The sequence below is a fragment of the Flavobacterium sp. genome (assembly GCF_035456085.1).
Classification (GTDB): domain Bacteria; phylum Bacteroidota; class Bacteroidia; order Flavobacteriales; family Flavobacteriaceae; genus Flavobacterium.
Genome location: NZ_DATIDY010000196.1, coordinates 22,318 through 40,959, shown reverse-complemented (window position 1 = coordinate 40,959; position 18,642 = coordinate 22,318). Strand labels below are relative to the sequence as shown.

The 18,642-nt window shown below is 34.5% G+C and carries 9 protein-coding genes; 2 read left to right on the top strand and 7 right to left on the bottom strand.

Going from position 1 to position 18,642, the window contains the following annotated elements; all coding sequences use genetic code 11:
* The first annotated feature begins 552 nt into the window (after positions 1-552).
* Positions 553-2,841 carry a beta-glucosidase BglX gene (gene bglX, locus VLC96_RS14900; protein WP_325264160.1) on the top strand — a complete coding sequence of 763 codons (2,289 nt, stop codon included), beginning with the start codon at positions 553-555 and terminating at the stop codon, positions 2,839-2,841.
* A gap of 193 nt (positions 2,842-3,034) precedes the next feature.
* Here the strand turns inward: bglX and galB are convergent, their stop codons facing one another.
* The 7 genes from galB to VLC96_RS14865 all read right to left on the bottom strand — a co-directional run bounded on the left by galB (position 3,035) and on the right by VLC96_RS14865 (position 17,891).
* A complete protein-coding gene (gene galB / locus VLC96_RS14895; RefSeq protein ID WP_325264158.1) occupies positions 3,035-5,461 on the bottom strand; it encodes a beta-galactosidase GalB in 2,427 nt (808 codons plus the stop codon).
* Between the two features lie 159 nt (positions 5,462-5,620).
* Positions 5,621-6,655 (bottom strand): glycoside hydrolase family 53 protein, encoded by a 1,035-nt coding sequence (locus tag VLC96_RS14890; protein ID WP_325264157.1) that lies wholly within the window; start codon positions 6,653-6,655, stop codon positions 5,621-5,623.
* A gap of 1 nt (position 6,656) precedes the next feature.
* Positions 6,657-7,754: a glycoside hydrolase family 53 protein gene (locus VLC96_RS14885; RefSeq protein WP_325264155.1), complete on the bottom strand. Its 1,098-nt coding sequence runs from the start codon at positions 7,752-7,754 to the stop codon at positions 6,657-6,659.
* Positions 7,755-7,843: 89 nt separating this feature from the next.
* Positions 7,844-8,992, bottom strand: coding sequence for a SusE domain-containing protein (locus tag VLC96_RS14880; protein WP_325264154.1), 1,149 nt, complete (start codon positions 8,990-8,992; stop codon positions 7,844-7,846).
* Positions 8,993-9,025: 33 nt separating this feature from the next.
* Positions 9,026-10,624, bottom strand: a complete 1,599-nt coding sequence (locus VLC96_RS14875) for a RagB/SusD family nutrient uptake outer membrane protein (RefSeq protein ID WP_325264153.1) — start codon at positions 10,622-10,624, stop codon at positions 9,026-9,028.
* Between the two features lie 11 nt (positions 10,625-10,635).
* Positions 10,636-13,614: a SusC/RagA family TonB-linked outer membrane protein gene (locus VLC96_RS14870; RefSeq protein WP_325264151.1), complete on the bottom strand. Its 2,979-nt coding sequence runs from the start codon at positions 13,612-13,614 to the stop codon at positions 10,636-10,638.
* 221 nt (positions 13,615-13,835) lie between these two features.
* Complete coding sequence (locus VLC96_RS14865; RefSeq protein WP_325264149.1) at positions 13,836-17,891, bottom strand: hybrid sensor histidine kinase/response regulator transcription factor; 4,056 nt, start codon at positions 17,889-17,891, stop codon at positions 13,836-13,838.
* A 176-nt stretch (positions 17,892-18,067) separates the two neighbouring features.
* Here VLC96_RS14865 and VLC96_RS14860 point away from each other — a divergent pair, with 176 nt between their 5' ends.
* Entirely contained in the window at positions 18,068-18,637 is a 570-nt protein-coding gene (locus tag VLC96_RS14860; RefSeq protein WP_325264147.1) for a Crp/Fnr family transcriptional regulator, read from the top strand.
* Positions 18,638-18,642: the final 5 nt, after the last annotated feature.

Below are 18,642 nucleotides of genomic sequence, written 5' to 3'. Positions count from 1 at the left end.
GTGTTTTACAAGGCAACGGCTATTATTAAAAACAATACAGTTGTGTTACAGTCGGCTCAGGTTAAAATTCCTGTAAAAGTGCGTTATGCATGGAAAAACACTGATCAATCGACACTTTTTAATAAAGCTAATTTACCAGCTTCGTCTTTTATAAGTGAATAATACCAATATAATATGAAAACAGATATTAATTGACAATTATAATTGGTATAGCAACACTTATTTTAGAATAAAAGGCACATTTGTTTTAGTTTATGCATCATCCGTCATATTTATTAAAAAAATAGAAACGTACATTGCTTATCGTTTTTAAGCAACTTTGTTTTGTTCTGGATTTATTTGACACGAATAAATGTCTTAAAATCCGTGAAGCTGCGTGAGGGATAGAACAAGGCGCCATAGCGCTCGTGATAGCCCGACCGCGATAAACAAAGGGGGCGTATAAGCGATTAGTGAGTTGCCCCCTTTGTTTATTGTGGTCACGCCCAAATAATTGGAACAAAAGCTGTTTTTAAAAAATGACATTGCAAAAAATAATCCTTAACTCTAAAAATGAAAAGAAAAATTACTGCAGGGATTTTTACCCTGATTACTATTGGAACTATGAATGCACAAAAAAAAGCACATTTAGACAAAACTAAACCTATTGAAGAACGTATTGATTTGTTGATGAAACAAATGACTTTGGAAGAGAAAGTAGGGCAAATGAATCAATACAATGGATTTTGGGAAGTGACCGGACCAGCGCCAAAAGGTGGAACTGCCGAGTTGAAATACGAGCATCTTCGCAAAGGATATGTTGGCTCGATGCTGACCGTTCGTGGAGTGAAAAATGTTCGTGCAGTACAGAAAATTGCCGTTGAAGAAACCAGATTGGGAATTCCGTTGATTATTGGTTTTGATGTGATCCATGGATATAAAACGCTGAGTCCTATTCCGCTGGCAGAATCTGCGAGTTGGGATTTGGAAGCGATTAAAAAATCGGCTGAGATTGCCGCAGATGAGGCTTCGGCATCTGGAATTAACTGGACTTTTGGTCCGAATGTTGATGTTGCCAACGACGCCCGTTGGGGACGCGTGATGGAAGGTGCGGGTGAAGACCCTTATTTGGGAAGCAAAATTGCAACTGCGAGAGTAAAAGGTTTTCAAGGAGAAACTATTGCTGATTTGGCTAAAGTGAACACTATTGCTGCTTGTGCGAAACACTTTGCGGCTTACGGTTATGTGGAAGCTGGATTGGAATATAATATTGTGGATATCAGTAATTCGAAATTATACAATTCGGTTTTGCCACCATTTAAAGCGACTGTAGATGCTGGCGTTCGTACGTTTATGAATTCGTTTAATACTTTGAATGGCGTTCCAGCTACAGGAAATGCATTTTTGCAAAGAGATATTCTGAAAGGAAAATGGAAGTTTGATGGATTTGTGATTTCAGATTATGCTTCGATTCGTGAGATGATTGCGCACGGTTATGCCAAAGATGAAGCTGATGCGGCTTTGAAAGGTGTTGTTGCAGGTTCAGATATGGATATGGAATCGTATTTGTATGTGGCTAAATTGGTTGATTTGGTTAAAGAAGGAAAAGTAAAAGAGGCTTTGGTTGATGATGCGGTTCGCCGAATTTTGAGAGTGAAATTTGAGTTGGGATTATTTGATGATCCGTACAGATATTGTGACGAAAAACGTGAGAAAGAATCGATTGGAAACAAGGCTCATGTTGACGGTGTATTAGATATGGCCAAAAAATCAATTGTGCTTTTAAAGAACGACAAAAATTTATTGCCATTGAAAAAATCAGGACAAAAAATTGCTTTGATTGGTGCTTTGGCAAATGATAAAAACAGCCCATTGGGAAGCTGGAGAATTGCTTCGGATGATAATACGGCGGTTTCGGTTTTGGAAGGAATGCAACAATACAAAGACAATAAACTGACTTTTGAAAAGGGTGCTGATCTCTTAGTTGGCAAAACATCATTCTTGGATGAGGTTGTTTATAATACAACAGATAAAAGTGGATTTGAAGCTGCCAAAAAAGCTGCCAAAGAAGCTGATGTGGTTGTAATGGTTTTGGGAGAACACGGATTTAGTAGTGGGGAAGGGCGCAGTAGAACCGACCTTAATTTGCCTGGTTTGCAACAGGAATTATTAGAGGAAGTGTATAAAGTAAATCCAAATGTTGTTTTGGTTCTAAATAATGGTCGTCCGTTGAGTATTCCGTGGGCTGCTGAACATGTGCCTGCTATTGTTGAAGCTTGGCATTTAGGAACACAAACCGGAAATGCTGTGGCGCAAGTTTTATATGGAGATTATAACCCAAGTGGAAAATTGCCAATGTCGTTCCCAAGAAATGTGGGTCAGGTGCCAATCTACTACAACAAATACAGCACTGGAAGACCTACAAATAGTGATAAAAATGTTTTTTGGTCACATTATAGCGATGTTGAGAAAACACCTCAGTTTCCGTTTGGTTTTGGTTTAAGTTATACCAAATTTGATTATAAAAATCTGAAATTAAATAAAACTGAACTTGCAAAAGGAGAGCCTGTACAAGTAAGTGTTGAGGTTACTAATTCAGGAGATTACGATGGAAAAGAAGTGGTACAATTGTATATTCATGATGATTATGCAAGTATTATTCGTCCAATAAAAGAGTTAAAAGGTTTTGAATTAGTGAATTTGAAAAAAGGAGAAACTAAAACAATTTCTTTTACTTTAACAGACAAAGAACTTGGTTTTTATGATAATGAAGGTAATTATTTGGTAGAACCAGGAACGTTTAAAATCATGGTTGGAGGTAGCTCTGACAAAGGTTTAGAAAGCGGTTTTGAATTGAAATAAAATAAATAAAATTTTTACCAATATAGCCCACGGTTTCAACCGTGGGCTATATTTTTTTAAGGGTTTTTAGCCATACACACCACGTATAGACGCACCACGTAGAGACGCACTGCAGTGCGTCTCTACAGCGTATCAAAAAAATCCCTCTTTTCAGTTTCTGAAAAGAGGGATTTTTGCATTTTAATATAAATTTCTATTTTGTAGAATTTAGAGTCACAGTTGCTGTTTTTAGTCCTTTTCCGGTAACGGTGAGTTCTATGTTTCCGGCTTCTTTTAAGGATTCAACCAGTACGACTAATTTTCCACTAAAGGCTTTCATTGTTGGCAGATGAAACTGTTCTAATGAAGTAGCATCACCATTACAAGCGGCTCTGTATTTTCCTTTTCCCGTTACTTTAAATTGCAATTGATTTGTAGCTGTAGGGCATGGAATTCCTTTTTCATCTACAATTGAAACGGTAACATAAGACAAGTCTTTACCATCGGCTTTAATTGTCTTTCTGTCTGGATCAAGTACCATTTTATAGGCTTTTCCAGCGGTATGGATTTCCTGTTCTGCTACTGATTTTCCATCTTTATCAAAGGCAATTACTTTTACAGTTCCAGGTTCGTATTTGACATCCATCCACATTAAACGATATCTGTTTTGTGGTGTTGCAGTATTCCTTTTCTGGATTCCCATGCTTTTTCCGTTTACAAAAAGTTCAGCGCTATCGTAATTGGTATAAACAAAAACAGGTGTTATCTGACCTTCGCGTCCTTCCCAATTCCAATGAGGCAAAATATGTAGCGTTTCTTCTTTTTTGTTCCAACGGCTTTTATATAAATAGAATCGGTCTTTAGGCAAACCTGCTAAATCGTTAATTCCGAAATATGAACTACGAGAAGGCCATTTTTCATCATAAGGTGTTGGTTCTCCCAAATAATCAAAACCTGTCCAGACAAATTCACCTATAACCCAAGGTTTATCATCTTGTAAAACAAAATCCTCATCGGGAACATTTGACCAGCTACAAGCTTCTAAATCATAAGAAGAACATTGGAAATCGGGGTATTGTTTGTCTTTTTCCTGAACTATAGGAAATTTATAAATTCCTCTGGAACTTACGGTTGAAGCCGTTTCAGAACCTAAGATAAATCCTTGTGGGAATTTCTTAAACGCCTCTTCGTATAAATGCACACGGTAATTTAATCCCGGAACATCTAACAACGCTCCAAAACCAGATTCCATAGTTGCTTTTACTTGATCCATACCAACAGTTACGGGGCGCGTTGGGTCTTCTCTGTGGAAAATTTCTTGTAACCATTTAGCACGTTTTACACCTTCTTCTCCCCATTGGTCTGGAACTTCATTTCCGGAACTCCACATTACAATTGAAGGATGATTTCGGGTGGCGCGAACTAAATTGACGATGTCTTTTTCAGCATATTCATTAAAAAATCTATGGTATCCATTCTCCACTTTTGGTTTAGCCCATTCATCAAAGCTTTCAGCCAGAAACATGAAACCCATTTCATCACACAATTCTAATTGTTCCAATGACGGCATATTGTGAGAGCTTCGAATAGCATTACAACCCATGTTTTTCAATATCGTCAATTGACGGCGCAAGGCTGCTACATTTACTGCAGCTCCTAAAGGGCCTAAATCGTGGTGTAAACAAACTCCTTTGAATTTTGTTATTTCTCCATTTAAACTAAAACCTTTATTGGGTTCGTACTTTATGTCTCGAATTCCAAAACGTGTTGTAACCTCGTCTTTTAATTGTTCCCCAATAAATAATTGCGTAACGGCTTTGTACAAATAAGGAGTTTCAGGACTCCACAACTTTGGATTTTCAACTTTGATGTTTTGATCGAATTGAGTTCCGAATTTTGTAGTTGCTTTATCTGAACTTACCTTTTTTCCATCAGCATCAAAAACGGTGGTAACTAAATATCCATTCTCTACCGAAGCATTTGTTTTTATATTTACTTTGGCAACATCTTTGCTAATAAACGGTGTAGTAATGGAAGTTCCCCACTGATCAATGCTTTCTTTATTTTTTATAATAAGACTCACTTTTCTATACAAACCTGCACCCGGATACCAACGTGAAGCAAATTCTTTGTTGGTCAGTTTTACTGCTAAAGTATTCTCTCCTTCGGTAAGGAAATCAGAGATGTCAAAATAAAAATAACTGTAGCCATATGCCCATTCGCCCACTTTTTTCCCATTTAAATAGACTTGTGGTTCACTCATCGCGCCTTCGAAAAGCAGAATCACTTTCTTGCCTTTCTCAACTGCTGAAATGTTAAATTTATTTCTATACCAAGCCGAACCAACATGCGGTAAAGCACCGGTTCTACCTGTTTTTTCAGAGGCTACTTTTTCGCCATTTTGAACAATAGCTACATTTTGCTTGTCTATTTCTTTGTCAAATGGACCATAAATTGCCCAATCATGAGGGATACTTACTTTTTCCCATTTGGAATCATTGAAATTGGTTTGAAAAGCATTCTCAAAATCTCCTTTTTGAAACTTCCAGTCACTATCCAATTCTTTCACTATTCGGACTTGTGCAAAGGAGATTTGTGTAATTGTTAAAAATGCAATTAGAATTTGTATCAATTTTTTCATTATCAATTGGTCTAATTATTTAATATTTAAGTTTCTAAGTTTCTAAGTTATTAATGTTAAGTCCTTTTCTCTGAAAAATAAAGTGAGTTTATTTTAAAACTTTGACATGATTATTATCTACTAAAATCTCAGCGACTCAGAAACTTGGAAGCTTAGCATCTACTCCTTGAATGCATCTAAAGCCATTGATGGTTTTCCGTCTGTTCTCCAAGCGCTTAATTGATAGCCACTCCAAGATTTTTCACCTTCAGGTTCCCAATAAATTACACCCAATCCTTTATTGTTTGGTACTTCTTTAACAGCTTTTATGACAGCAATTAACATGTCGTGAGTGTTTTGTTCCAAAGTATAGTCACCACCAACTTCGACAACCATAACCTCTTTGTCATAACGTGCTGCCATATCTTTTAGATTATTGGCCAAATCGGTAATGTTTTCTTTGTAATCGCTCTTAATCCAAAACGGATAATAAGACATTCCGATTACATCGTATTTTACATTATTTGCTTTGGCGTTATCAAAGAACCACCTGAATTTTTCACTTTTGTTCCCTTCGTCTAAATGAACAATAACTTTGATGTTTTTATCGACAGCTTTGGTTGCATCATAACCTTTGTTTAATAATTGAGCCAATTGATTGAAGTTGTCTGTGCTTCCTTCAGGCCATAGCATTCCGCCCGGGATTTCATTTCCTACCTGCACCCATTCTGGAGTAACTCCTGCTTGTTTTAGTGCTTTTAGCACGTCTTCGGTATGAAAATATACATCGTTTAGCAATTCAGGAAAAGTATGGTTTTTCCAAGCCAAGGGTTTGTTTTGTTTCCCAGGATCTGCCCATGAATCGCTATAATGAAAATCAATCATAATGCGCATTCCTAATTTTTGAGCGCGAACTGCCATAGCTACAGTTTCATCTTTGCTACAATGTCCGCTGGCTTTATCATCCGAAGGATTTACCCAAACGCGTAATCGTATGGTGTTTATTCCGCGGTCTTTCAATAATTGTAAACAATCTTTTTTGCTTCCGTCAGCATCATAAAATTGATAGCCTGTAGCTTCCATTTGTGGTAACCAACCCACATCGGCGCCTTTAGAAAATGAATTTCCTTTAGTTTTTTCTGTTGTTTGACTAGGTGTACTACATGACACAGTAAAAACTAAAACAAATGCTAGTAATAATAGTATATTTTTCATATTATTTTGAACTAAAAGCTTCAAAAACAGGTAATGCTTTATTATTAAAATCATACAAAGCTTGGTTCTCGAATGTTGAACCGTTACTAGCTTGATTTCCTTTGAAAGAAATCCATTCTCCTCCCCAGTAAGCGAATCCTATACCAGAGTTAGATGTTTTTACAAGATCTTTAATGGCTAATACAAAACTTTTTTGTCCATCAGGTGTTGCGGGATAACCAGAAACCAATTGATCAGCTTGTCCAACAATATTATCTGTCCAGTCATTATATCCTAATGAAAAAGGATAAGCTGTTTCAGCAATAACTACTTTTTTGCTAAACTTAGTTCCCAAAGCATCGATAGTGCTTTTTACAACCGCCAAATCTTTACCATGCCAAACAGGATAATAAGAAAGTCCGATATAATCATAGTCAACCGATTTTACTTTACTGAAAAACCAATCCGTATCTGATGCTTTTACACCAGCATAATGGATCATAATTTTAGTAGTCGGCGCTTTGGAACGAATAGTTGAACTTGCAATTTTTAGTAACTCGATACATTGTGCCTCATTGGTACTCAACTTTCCTTGTGGCCATAACAAACCATCATTGATTTCGTTTCCGATTTGAATAATATCAGGATTAATTTCTGTGATTATGGTTGCTGTATAATTTGCTACTGCTGTTTTTAAATCTGCATAAGACAAGTTTTTCCATTCAGCAGGAATAGTTTGAGCAGCCGGATCAGCCCAAGTGTCTGAATAATGAACTGTAAGCCATACTTTTAAACCTGCATTTTTTACACGGGTTGCGAGTGTTTTTACTTCTGTTAACCCGGAATGTCCTCCAGTTGGATTTTTCCATAAACGGATTCGGATAGTATTACAACCAGCATTTTTTAAAGTGGTAAGCATATCTTCAGCTTTTCCATTATTGGTAAAAACAACTCCTGCAGCTTCAATTTCTGGAAGAAAAGAAATATCTGCAGCTCTGATAAAACTGTCAGTCACAACTGGCGGATCTACAACAGGTGTTTCGTCAGAATCACTGCTTGAGCAAGCAAAATGAATACTTAATAAAGCAGAAAGAGATAATAAGGTTATGATTCTTTTCATATTTTATTTTTTTTTATTGTAAAAAAAATGAGCATGACGTCTGTTGGTATCCAATTTTCGGTCATGCTCATTTCATAAAAAGATTGAATTTATTCTAATGTAATTGTTTTTGCAACTGCATTAATTGTTAATTTATAAGTTCCAGGAGTGCCTACAAATTTAAAATTAGCATCACCACTTCCATCATTTACTAAATTAGCATTAATTTTATAACCAGCATCTGAATAATAAGCAAAGTTGTTTTTAGTATCCCAAGTACCAAATTCGTGGAAGAATCTGAAAACATCATTTGATAAAGTTATAGAAGCTGACCAGATATTTGGAGTAGCTTCAACAAATTTAATGGTATTAGCAGTATCAAAATTCCAAGCGCCAGGAACTGCTCCTCCAACTGCCCAAAGTGATGTCGAAGCTGTCATAACAATTGTTTTTTTAGTGTTATCAATTGTCAAAGTGTAAATTCCTGGAGTTCCAACAAATTTGAAATTTCCATCATTATCTAAAGCATCTTCTAAATTTGAATCAATAGCATATCCTGCGGTTTTGTAGTAAGAATAGTTTAGCGCTGATGACCAGTTTCCTGATTCCTGGAAAAACCTAAAGTTACCATTTGTGAATTTTGCTTTTAATTGTAATACATTTTTATCGCATTTCATTTCACCATCTGGTTTGAAATTCCAACCGATATCAGCCAATGCTTCTCCAACTGCCCAAAGTGAAGGACAACCAGTTCCTGCAGCTACGGTTTCGATCCATTCAATAGAAATAACTTGTGTTTTTGAGAATATTGCATTAGTTCCAGTTGTACCTGTAGACGCTTTTACTCTAAAATATACTAAACCTTTATTATTTGCAGAACCATCTGAATTAGTAGTTGATGGATCGCCATCAAGACCTAAAACTTTGGCGAAATCTAATAAATTATCAACCGTAACAGGCATATTGGTTTCGCTTGTTTTACCCACTACTTTAACATCAGAGAAATCTTCTTTAGTAGCACCTTCAAGTTCATAAGTGATGTTGGTTGGTACTCCAAAATCGGCTGCATTCCACATAAAACGGTCTGCTATGTTTGTTTTTGTTGCTGGCGCTATTAAATAATTTGCAGCAAAAGCATTAGTAAACGCAATTCCATCAGCAGCAGGTTTTGCTACAAAAACAGGTTCATTGTCGTCTGTACAAGCATTAAAACTTAGTAATGCCGTAAATGCTATAAATAGTAAAATTAATTTTTTCATTTGTATCTATATTTTTATTTTTTGTCTATAATTTTAATAACCTGTGTTTTGTTTAAGATTTGGATTGGCAGCGATACTTGCTTTAGGAATTGGGAATACTTTGTATTTCTCATTGATTGCAATACCATTAACAATGCCTCCTTTCCAAGACCAATTGTAAGTTCCTCCGGTGAATTTTCCAAAGCGAATTAAATCCTGTCTTCTGTGCGCTTCACCATACAATTCAACCATTCTTTCATTTAAGATTAAATCTAAAGTAAGATCTGCAGTAGTTATTGTTTTAGTGTTATTGGCTCTTAAACGCAATAAGTTTACATAATCTGTTGCAGTAGTTTTCGAACCACCTGTAGCTCCTCTAAGAACCGCTTCGGCGTACATTAAATAAACATCTGCTAGTCTAAACATTGGAAAATCGGTGTCTACCATTTCAGTTGCGGAACCATTTACTCCTGCTGACGTTTTGTTAGACCATTTTGCAGTAATATATCCAGTAGCATAATTACTCATACTAGTCAATTCGATGGTTCTGTCTTTGCTGATAATAGTGTTTCTATCATCATTGTCATAGTTACCATTTAGCATAGTTTCAGAGAATTGTTTAGGAACTCTCAATCCGCCTGCCCATCCAACAACACCAAAATCAGCTGCATTTTGTTCTATAGATCCAACTTGAGCATTAATCATTACGGTAGTTGGACCATAATTTTGAGTTACAACACCATCAGAAACGATTGGGAAAATAATTTCGTTTTTTGCTGAATTGTTATTGTTGTCTGCATTAAAATTGTTTGCATAGACTGGAGATAAAGTATAACCAGCATCAATGATTTTTTTGCAATTAGCTAAACATTCGTCGTATTTTTTTTGACCAATAAAAACCTCTGCGTTCAAATAAATTTTGGCTAACAACATCCAAGCAGCAGCTTTATCAGCTCTTGCATATTCGTTTTGACGTGCATCTTTCAAATCTGGAAGAATGGCATTTATTTCTGATTCGATAAAAGCAAATAATTCAGGACGCTCATATTGTGGAGATTGATAAGCACCAACCGGATCATTTTCGGTAACAAAACCAGCTTTACCAAATAAATCCATTAAATGATAGTATGATAATGCTCTTAAAAAACGAGCTTCCGCTCTATAGATTTTAATTTCAGCACGCAATTCAGCACTTACTCCGCGGCTATTTAATTTAGCATCACTTGTTTGTCTAAGATATTCATTAGCAAAAGCAACTTCGGTCATACATCTTCCAAAAAAACCTCTGATAATTACATTGTCAGATGTCCAAGTGTTGTTGTTTAATCCTTTTAATCCCGGGTCATTTTCCCAAGACCATTTTACTTCATCCGTTGTTAGTTCCTGCATGTTCCAAAAACCTCTTCCGTACTGACTTGTTCCAGCATCAAGACCTGTAATGTTAGAACTTCCCGGACCTGAAGCACCTGTTAAGCTTAAATTACCATAGACACCAGCCAATCCTTGTTTGTAAGATTCTGGAGTAGAATAAAATTGATCTACCAACAGTACATTCGGATCTTTAACTTCAACATCAAGGTCTTTTGTACAGCTGGCAAAGGCTGATACAATTCCTAAAATGCAAATTATTTTATGTTTTACTATATTCTTCATACTGTTTCTTTTTAAAATTTCATATTAGCTCCTAATAGATAAGTTCTAGGACGAGGAGTTATTGAATTGTCAATTCCATTATCGAATACCTCAGGATCTAAACCTGAATAATTGGTAATGGTAAATACATTTTGCACACCAGCGGATAAACGAATTGAGGAATGAGCATTAAATGTATTTAGGAATGTGTATCCAAGTGTTACATTGTCCATTTTTAAAAATGAAGCGTTTTCGATGTAGTAATCAGATAATAATACAGTTTCATTCGATTTAAAATCAGTATCTAAAACCGAAGTAGGTAAGTTAGAAACTACAGAGCCATTTTTTAATAAATTATATTGAGCTCTGTTAGCATTTGATCCATTATAAACATAATTACCCAAACTAGCTCTCATATTAAATGACAAGTCAATGTTTTTGTAAGTCATATTAGATGCAAATCCCATAGTTACGGTAGGCGCACCATTGTGGTGGATGTATAAATCAGAGTCATTGATGATGTTATCCCCATTTAAATCGGCATAAGCACCTTCGATTGGTTTGCCTGCTTCATTATAAATTTGTTTGTACACATAAAATGAATACGGAGTGTAACCAACTCTGTGTATTTGTGCTGTTGATCCTTTGACAGGTCCTGCTGAACCAATTAATTGATCTTGATCTAAAGCCAGACTTTCAATTTTTGTATTGATAAAAGTTGAGTTGAAATTAGCATTCCAATTAAAGCCTTTTTCATTTTTAATAATATCAGCATTAACCGTAAATTCAATTCCTTTTGAAGTAAAGTTCCCTATGTTTTGGAATCCGGAATTACTAAAGTTAGAACCATCTGAAATAGCTGCATTTGCCAATAAATCTTTCGATTCTTTGTAAAAACCTTCAACAGTTGTTGTCAATCTATCATTGAAGAATCCGAAATCTACAGCAGCATTGTAAGTAGTTGTTTCTTCCCATTTTAAATCTTCATTTCTAAATTGTGGAATTCCAATATTGGTTACCGTATTTCCAAAGATATATTGAGAAGTTGGTAAACCTTTTGAATATCTTGCCATATACAAATCCAAATTGGTTTGTCCTATATCTTGCTGACCAGTTACACCCCAGCTTAATCTTAATTTTAAATTAGATATCGTTTCAGAATCAGCAAAAAAATCATCTTTAATCTTCCATGCAAAAGCCGCTGCCGGGAAATTACCCCAACGATTATCTTCGCTAAAACGAGAAGTACCATCTCTACGGTAAGAAACTGTAAAAAGATATTTGTCATAAAACGAAAGATTTGTTCTTCCAAAGAATCCGATTAAAACCAAGTTTGGATCTATAGTGGTAACAGGAGCACTATCAACACCATCGTCTAACAATTCATTAGAGTTGTATCTTTCGTTGGTGAATTTTTGATATGAATAACCAGCTGTTGCATCCAGATTGAAGATTCTAAATGCTTTTTTGTACGCTAAATAGCCATCTAATAAATGATTGCTCATGTCATTAGAATATTCTGAAGAGGAACCAACAATGCGTCCATCAGCTTGAGCAAGTGGGTTTTTATCTGAAACCTTTGCATAACCATTAGCTGAACTTTGGTCTAATCCTAAGTTTACAACTACTGACAATTCAGGTAAAAAATGGAAGTTGTAATCAAATTTTACGTTACCGTAGATTCTTTTTACTTCACTTCTGTTATTTCTTTGCATCAACTCTGCCACTGGATTTAGTGGAGCAAGGGCGATTAAGTCGCTTTTGTTTATTACACCGTCATTATTGTCTTTGTAATATTGAAAATACCCTCCAAATGGCGAATTGGTGTCATAAACAGGTTGAGTAGGGTCAAATGTTATAGCAGTTCCTTGTACACCTGCAGCAAATCTATTTTTTTCCAAAGAAGCATTAGCATTTACACTGATTTTTAAATGATCCTTGAATAAATTTGGATTCAAAGACACCGATCCAGTAGTACGTTGAAATCCTGAAGTTAACATTAAACCTTCTTGCAGTGTATTACTGAAAGAAGCTCTCGATGGAACTTTGTCAAACAACATTCCGTTTACAGAAGCATTCAAATTAGATGAAATACTGTTTCTGTAAATTTCTTTCTGCCAATCGGTATTTGCATTTCCTAATAAAGGCAATAGAGTAGGGTCTTGTACGCTTATTAAGCTTCGTAGTTCGTTTCCACTAAAAACGTCCATTGTTTTTGCCAAAGTATTTACGCCCATGTTCGTATCTATGGTAGCAGACAATGTTTTTGTTCCTTTCTTTAATGTGATGATAATAACACCATTCGAAGCTCTTGAACCGTAAATAGCGGTAGCAGATGCATCTTTTAAAACAGAAAAAGATTCAATATCACTTGGGTTAATCGAACTCAATATAGAGCGTGAACCTCCAATGGCATTGTTATCTACAGGCAAACCATTGATTACAATTAATGGATCATTTGAAGCTCCTAAAGATGCTCCTCCACGAATTCTAATTGTAGATCCTGCGCCTGGATCTCCACCTGTTGTAATGGATAAACCAGCTACACGTCCTGTCAAAAGACTTTCTGAAGTAACGATATTTCCTTTATTAAAATCTTTAGCGGTAACCAAAGATACGGCTCCAGTAGCATCTCTTCTTTTCGTGCTACCATAACCAATAATAACAACTTCCTCTAATTTTTGATTAGCTTCAGTCAAACTAACATTCACAGTTGTCGATGTGATTGTTCTTTCGGCTTTTTGATAACCCATGAAAGAAAATACCAAAACTTCATTTTTATTTACCTGAAATTGGTATTTACCATCAAAACCTGAGGTAGTTCCTTGTTTTGAATTTTTAATAGTTACACTTACACCCGGAAGAGGAATTCCCGTTTTGGCATCTGTAATAGTTCCTGAAACTTTTAGTTCTTGACCAAAAGAAGCAAGGGTGAAACATAAAAACAACATTATAAAATAAGGTTGTTTTACATGAAAATTGCGCCCTCTTTTTCGATAGCGGTTCATCATAAATTGTAAATTTAATAGGTTAAGATTGGTTTTAGTGAGTCTTCTTTTTAGAATTATTTAATAAAAGATCAGCTAAATTTGATAGGCGAAATTACCCCGGTTTTAGGAGTTTTGATGTGGGTCAATTTCGTTGATTAAGGGGGAGGAATTCGTTTGTTCTGGAGGTAAAATATTTGTTTTTAGTAATATGTGTAATAAAAAGCAAATAAATTATTAATTAATTAAATTGCGTCATAAGATTTTAGGAATTCCGAAGGGTTCTTTCTAAACTTTTCTTTGAATAATTTACTGAAGTATTTTCTGTCAGAATAACCCACTTTATAACAAGCGTCGGAAACAGAATAACCTAAATCCTGAATGAGCTGTTTGGCGATTGATAATCTATAATCGCGAATAAATTCAACAAAAGACAATCCAGTCAATGCCTTTATTTTTTTATACATTACCGAATGGCTCATTCCGATTTCTTTGGCAACTATTTCTGCTTTCAGATTGTTCGATTCTAAATTTGGTTCCAGAATTTCATACAATCTTTCTAAGAATAATTGATCGGGAGAACTAATGGCTAGCTCTCTTGGGTTTAAAAGATTGTCATTTATAAATTTCTCTCGTATTAATTTTCTATTGTTTAATAAATTGCTAATTCTGGTTTTTAATAAATCTTCATCATACGGTTTAGCAATATAATCGTCAGCTCCTGTTTCAAAGCCTTCCATAGTGTTTTCTACAGTGGTTCTGGCTGTTAGAATAATAATCGGAATATGGCTGGTAAAAGTGTTTAATTTCAAATTTTTCACAAATTCAATTCCGTTCATTACCGGCATCATTATATCACTAATAATTAAGTCCGGAAAATCTTCGGAAGCAATTTTCAAACCTTCTTCGCCATTAAAAGCCTGAAGAATCGAATAGTCATTATTCAAAATTTCTTTCAATGATTCCTGAATAGCCTCATTGTCTTCAACAATCAAAATAGTCTCTTTTTTGAGTTCGTTTTTAGTAGTTTTTTGTTTTAAATGATTAATAGCATCCAATCCGTGGTTCGTAACCACTTCTGGTTTTTCAATTTCATTTTCATAAAAGTGATCATTAGATTTTAATAATTTCACTTCAAAAACACTTCCTTTATTTTTCTCGCTTTTTACTTCGATCGATCCTTTATGAAGATCTATAATTTCTTTTGCAATAGATAATCCCAAACCAAAACCAGATTTGTCTTTTGTTTCTGCATTGTTAATTTGATAAAAACGATTGAATATTTCGCCTAAATGTGCTTTAGACATTCCAATTCCGGTGTCTTTGACTATCAGGTAAACGGCTTTGTCATCGGTTTCTATTGTAACAGTTATGGCGCCACCATTGTTTGTAAATTTGAAAGCATTGGTCAGTAAATTATTCAGTACTTTTTCCAATTGATTTTTATCAAACCATAGGTCTATTTTTAGATTTTCGGATTCAAAAGTGTACTCAATATTTCGATCGGAAGCAATTTCGGTGAATGATAAATAAATCTCTTTGCAATAAGCAACAAAGTCGTTTTCAGTAATTTTTAATTGAATATCATTTGCTTCAAATTTTCGAATATCCAAAAGTTCATTGACCAATTGAAGCAATAAATTACTGTTTTTACGAATAGTATGCGCGGACTTGATTTGCTTACTGTCCACCATTTCCCCATTATCAAATAAGCGGTTTATGGAACTCAAAATCAAGGTTACCGGAGTTCTGATTTCGTGGGAAATATTGGCAAAAAACTGTTGTTTTAGGTTGTATAATTCTTTGTCTTTTTCGTGGGTTAATTTCTGAAATTCTAAATTTGTTTTTAATCGTTCCCACTCAATCGTATATTTTCTAAACAAGTAAACCAGAAAAAACAATATTGCACCATAGAGTACAAAAGCCCACCATTGCAACCAATAAGGTCTTAAAATATGAATTTTTATGGCAACATAATCATTGCCCCATTGTCCGCCTACTTCTTTACTTTTTACTTTAAAAATGTAGTTTCCAGGTGATAGATTTGTAAAAGTGGCGGTTCTGTCTTTTCCGATAAAACGCCATTCTTTATCAAAATTTTCCATTTTAATCGCATATTCACAACTATTGGAAAAAGGAAATTGCAATGCGGAAAACTCAAATGTCAATACATCTTGATAATGATCTAGCGTGATTTCATCTGTAAAAGCAATATCTTTGGTTAGAATTCCGTTTTTTTCAACAGGAACCTCTTTGTTGAATAATTTAAAATTGGTAAGCTTTACTTTGGGTTGCTTCGTGTTTTCTCCAATGGTCTTTGGGTTTATTTTTATTACGCCGTCAATTCCACCAAAATAAATCCATCCTTTTTCATCCTTAAAAATAGAATTGATATGAAATTCGGACGCTATTTTTGGTAAACTATTAAAGGTATTCGTGCGATAATTATAGTTGATAATCCCTTGTTTGGTGCTAAACCAAATGGTATTGTTATCATCTTCAATAATTCCCGTTATGGTTTGGTATTTAATATTGTCATTTTTTTCAAAACGTTCGATTTTATGGGTTTTCAAATTCATTCGATTAATTCCGCCACCAGCAGTACCAATCCACAGATAACCTTTTGAATCTTTAAATAATGAAAATATATTGTTGTTGCTAATGGTGTTGGAATCAGAATCTTTGTATTTGTAATAATGAAATACCTTTTTTGTAGTGTCAAATAAATTCAATCCGCCTCCAAAAGTGGCGATCCAGATTTTGTCCCCATCAACAACCATATCAATGAGATTGTCATTGTTTACCGTTCTGTTGTTATTGGCACTTTCTCTGTAACTAGTGAAATTCTGGGTTTTTGTGTCAAAATAATTTAGCCCGCCGCCCCAAGTGGCAATCCATAAATTATGATTTTTATCCTCAATAATATCTCTGACATCATCAAAACTGATAGAGGATTTATTATTAAAATTATGATTGTACTGCGTGAATTGATTGGTTTGTTGGTTGAATTTTACTAGACCATTTTTAAAAGTTCCCAGCCACATTACACCGTCTTGGGTAGCCATTATTTTCTGGATATAATTTCCTTTTATAGTCGAGTTCGGGTTCTTTTCGTTGTAATATTTAATTTTATTGGTTTGGGTATTAAATATCGTCATTCCTTCGCCATCCAACCCTAAAAATAATTCTTGTCCTTTTTTATAAATTGAAAGCACAGGCGATGGATTTAGGCCAACAATGTCACTGTATATTAGTTCGCTTTTGTTTTTCTTATCCAAAACACAGATGCCGTTCCAAGCCGTTCCAATCCAGATATTCGAATCATTATCAGCCATAATCTCGTAAATAGAATTCCCCGAAAGCGAATTTTCTAATTGGGAATTATACATGTAATTGCGAATTACAGGTCTTTTGGAGTTTGGGTAATCTATTTCAAAAAGACCATTTCCATCAGTTCCAATCCATAGATTGTTTTTACTGTCTATTTTTATCGAACGAACAATGTTTATTTCTTGTTTTAAACCTAAATTTTCTTTTAAAAAATCAGAAAACTTTTCAGTTACCAAATCATAAATCAATAAGCCTGTTCCGCTAGTTCCGATAAGGATTTTGTCTGGATTTAAAGGAAAAATGACGTTGATAAAGTCGGAAATTTGTGTGTTACCCGATTTAATTTGATTGAATTTAGCAGAAACTCTGTCAAATAAAAACAGACCATTTCCAAAAGTTCCTATCCATAAATTCTTGTTTTTATCCTCATAAATGCTGGTGATGCTATTGCTTTTTTTGGTTTGATAGTTATTGAATTGATTGGTGTATGAAGTGAATTTTTTAGTTGCTGGATTAAAGCAACACAATCCTTTTTCTGTTCCGAGCCAAATAAAACCTTTTGAATCTTCAATTAAAGTAGTAACGTTGTTAGACAGTAATGATTTAGGATTTTTGGGATTGTATCTAAAAATTTGAAAAGTATCATTAAGCGGATTATAATAATTAAGCCCGCCTCCAAGTGTGGTAATCCAGATTCGATTTTTACTGTCTATTAAAATATCCGAAATATCATTAGACCCGATATTGCTATTTCCCTTATTGTAAATTTTAAAACCAAAACCATCATAACGATTGAGTCCATTATTGGTGCCGATCCATACAAAACCATTACTCTCTTTTGCCATACTGGTAATTCTACCATTAGACAATCCAGATGATTTGTTTATTTTTTTAAAAACAGTTTGGGGCTGCGAAAAACAAAGTACGGTTCCTAAAAAAGAAGCAATGAGTAGGTTTAAAAATGATTTCAAAATTGGGGGATTTTAGAAAGCGCAAAAGTAATTCATTCTAGTTGTAAATCAATAAGAACTTAGTTGTTTAACAATCTTTGTAAACTTAGTCACAAATAGCGGGGAATTGTTTTTATCTTTAAACTTTCAATCAGGTTTTAAAGTTATTGCCATTTAAAAATAGATTTATCACTACAATGTTCGATCATCTCAAAAATAAGTTTCCAATAGAAAATCATAAATGGGAAAGGTATAAAGGCTATTTTCATAAGCTTGAAGTTCCTGCAAAGACTGTTCTTTTAAAAGAAGGAGAAGTTTCAGGACGAATGTTTTTTATTGAAAAAGGTTGTATCAGATGTTGGTTTAATAAAGATGGAAAAGATTTAACGCTTCAGTTTTTTTTAGAAGGAGGAATGGTCGCTTCTATCGAAAGTTTTAGAAAAAAAATTCCAAGTCCGATTACAATTGAAACTATCGAACCTTCTATTTTATGGTATGCCGATAAAAAGGATATTGATACAATTCTCAATGAAGTAATGGAGATTCCAGAAATAAGAGAAAAATTTATAGACAATATTTTTGAACGTACTTTTGATTATATAAAACACTTCGTTTCATTTATAAAAGACACGCCCGAACAGCGGTATCACAATCTTTTAAAGGAAAATCCGCAGATTATTAAGCGTATTCCTCAACATTATATTGCTTCATTTTTGGGAATAACTTCGGTCCATTTAAGCCGAATAAAAAATAAAATACTCAAATAAACGCA

What these genes read in the sequence shown, in the direction of transcription:
- VLC96_RS14885 (WP_325264155.1), bottom strand. Translation starts at nt 7,754, where the DNA reads ATGAAAAGAATCATAACCTTATTATCTCTTTCTGCTTTATTAAGTATT.
- VLC96_RS14890 (WP_325264157.1), bottom strand. Translation starts at nt 6,655, where the DNA reads ATGAAAAATATACTATTATTACTAGCATTTGTTTTAGTTTTTACTGTG.
- VLC96_RS14870 (WP_325264151.1), bottom strand. Translation starts at nt 13,614, where the DNA reads ATGATGAACCGCTATCGAAAAAGAGGGCGCAATTTTCATGTAAAACAA.
- VLC96_RS14860 (WP_325264147.1), top strand. Translation starts at nt 18,068, where the DNA reads ATGTTCGATCATCTCAAAAATAAGTTTCCAATAGAAAATCATAAATGG.
- bglX (WP_325264160.1), top strand. Translation starts at nt 553, where the DNA reads ATGAAAAGAAAAATTACTGCAGGGATTTTTACCCTGATTACTATTGGA.
- VLC96_RS14880 (WP_325264154.1), bottom strand. Translation starts at nt 8,992, where the DNA reads ATGAAAAAATTAATTTTACTATTTATAGCATTTACGGCATTACTAAGT.
- galB (WP_325264158.1), bottom strand. Translation starts at nt 5,461, where the DNA reads ATGAAAAAATTGATACAAATTCTAATTGCATTTTTAACAATTACACAA.
- VLC96_RS14875 (WP_325264153.1), bottom strand. Translation starts at nt 10,624, where the DNA reads ATGAAGAATATAGTAAAACATAAAATAATTTGCATTTTAGGAATTGTA.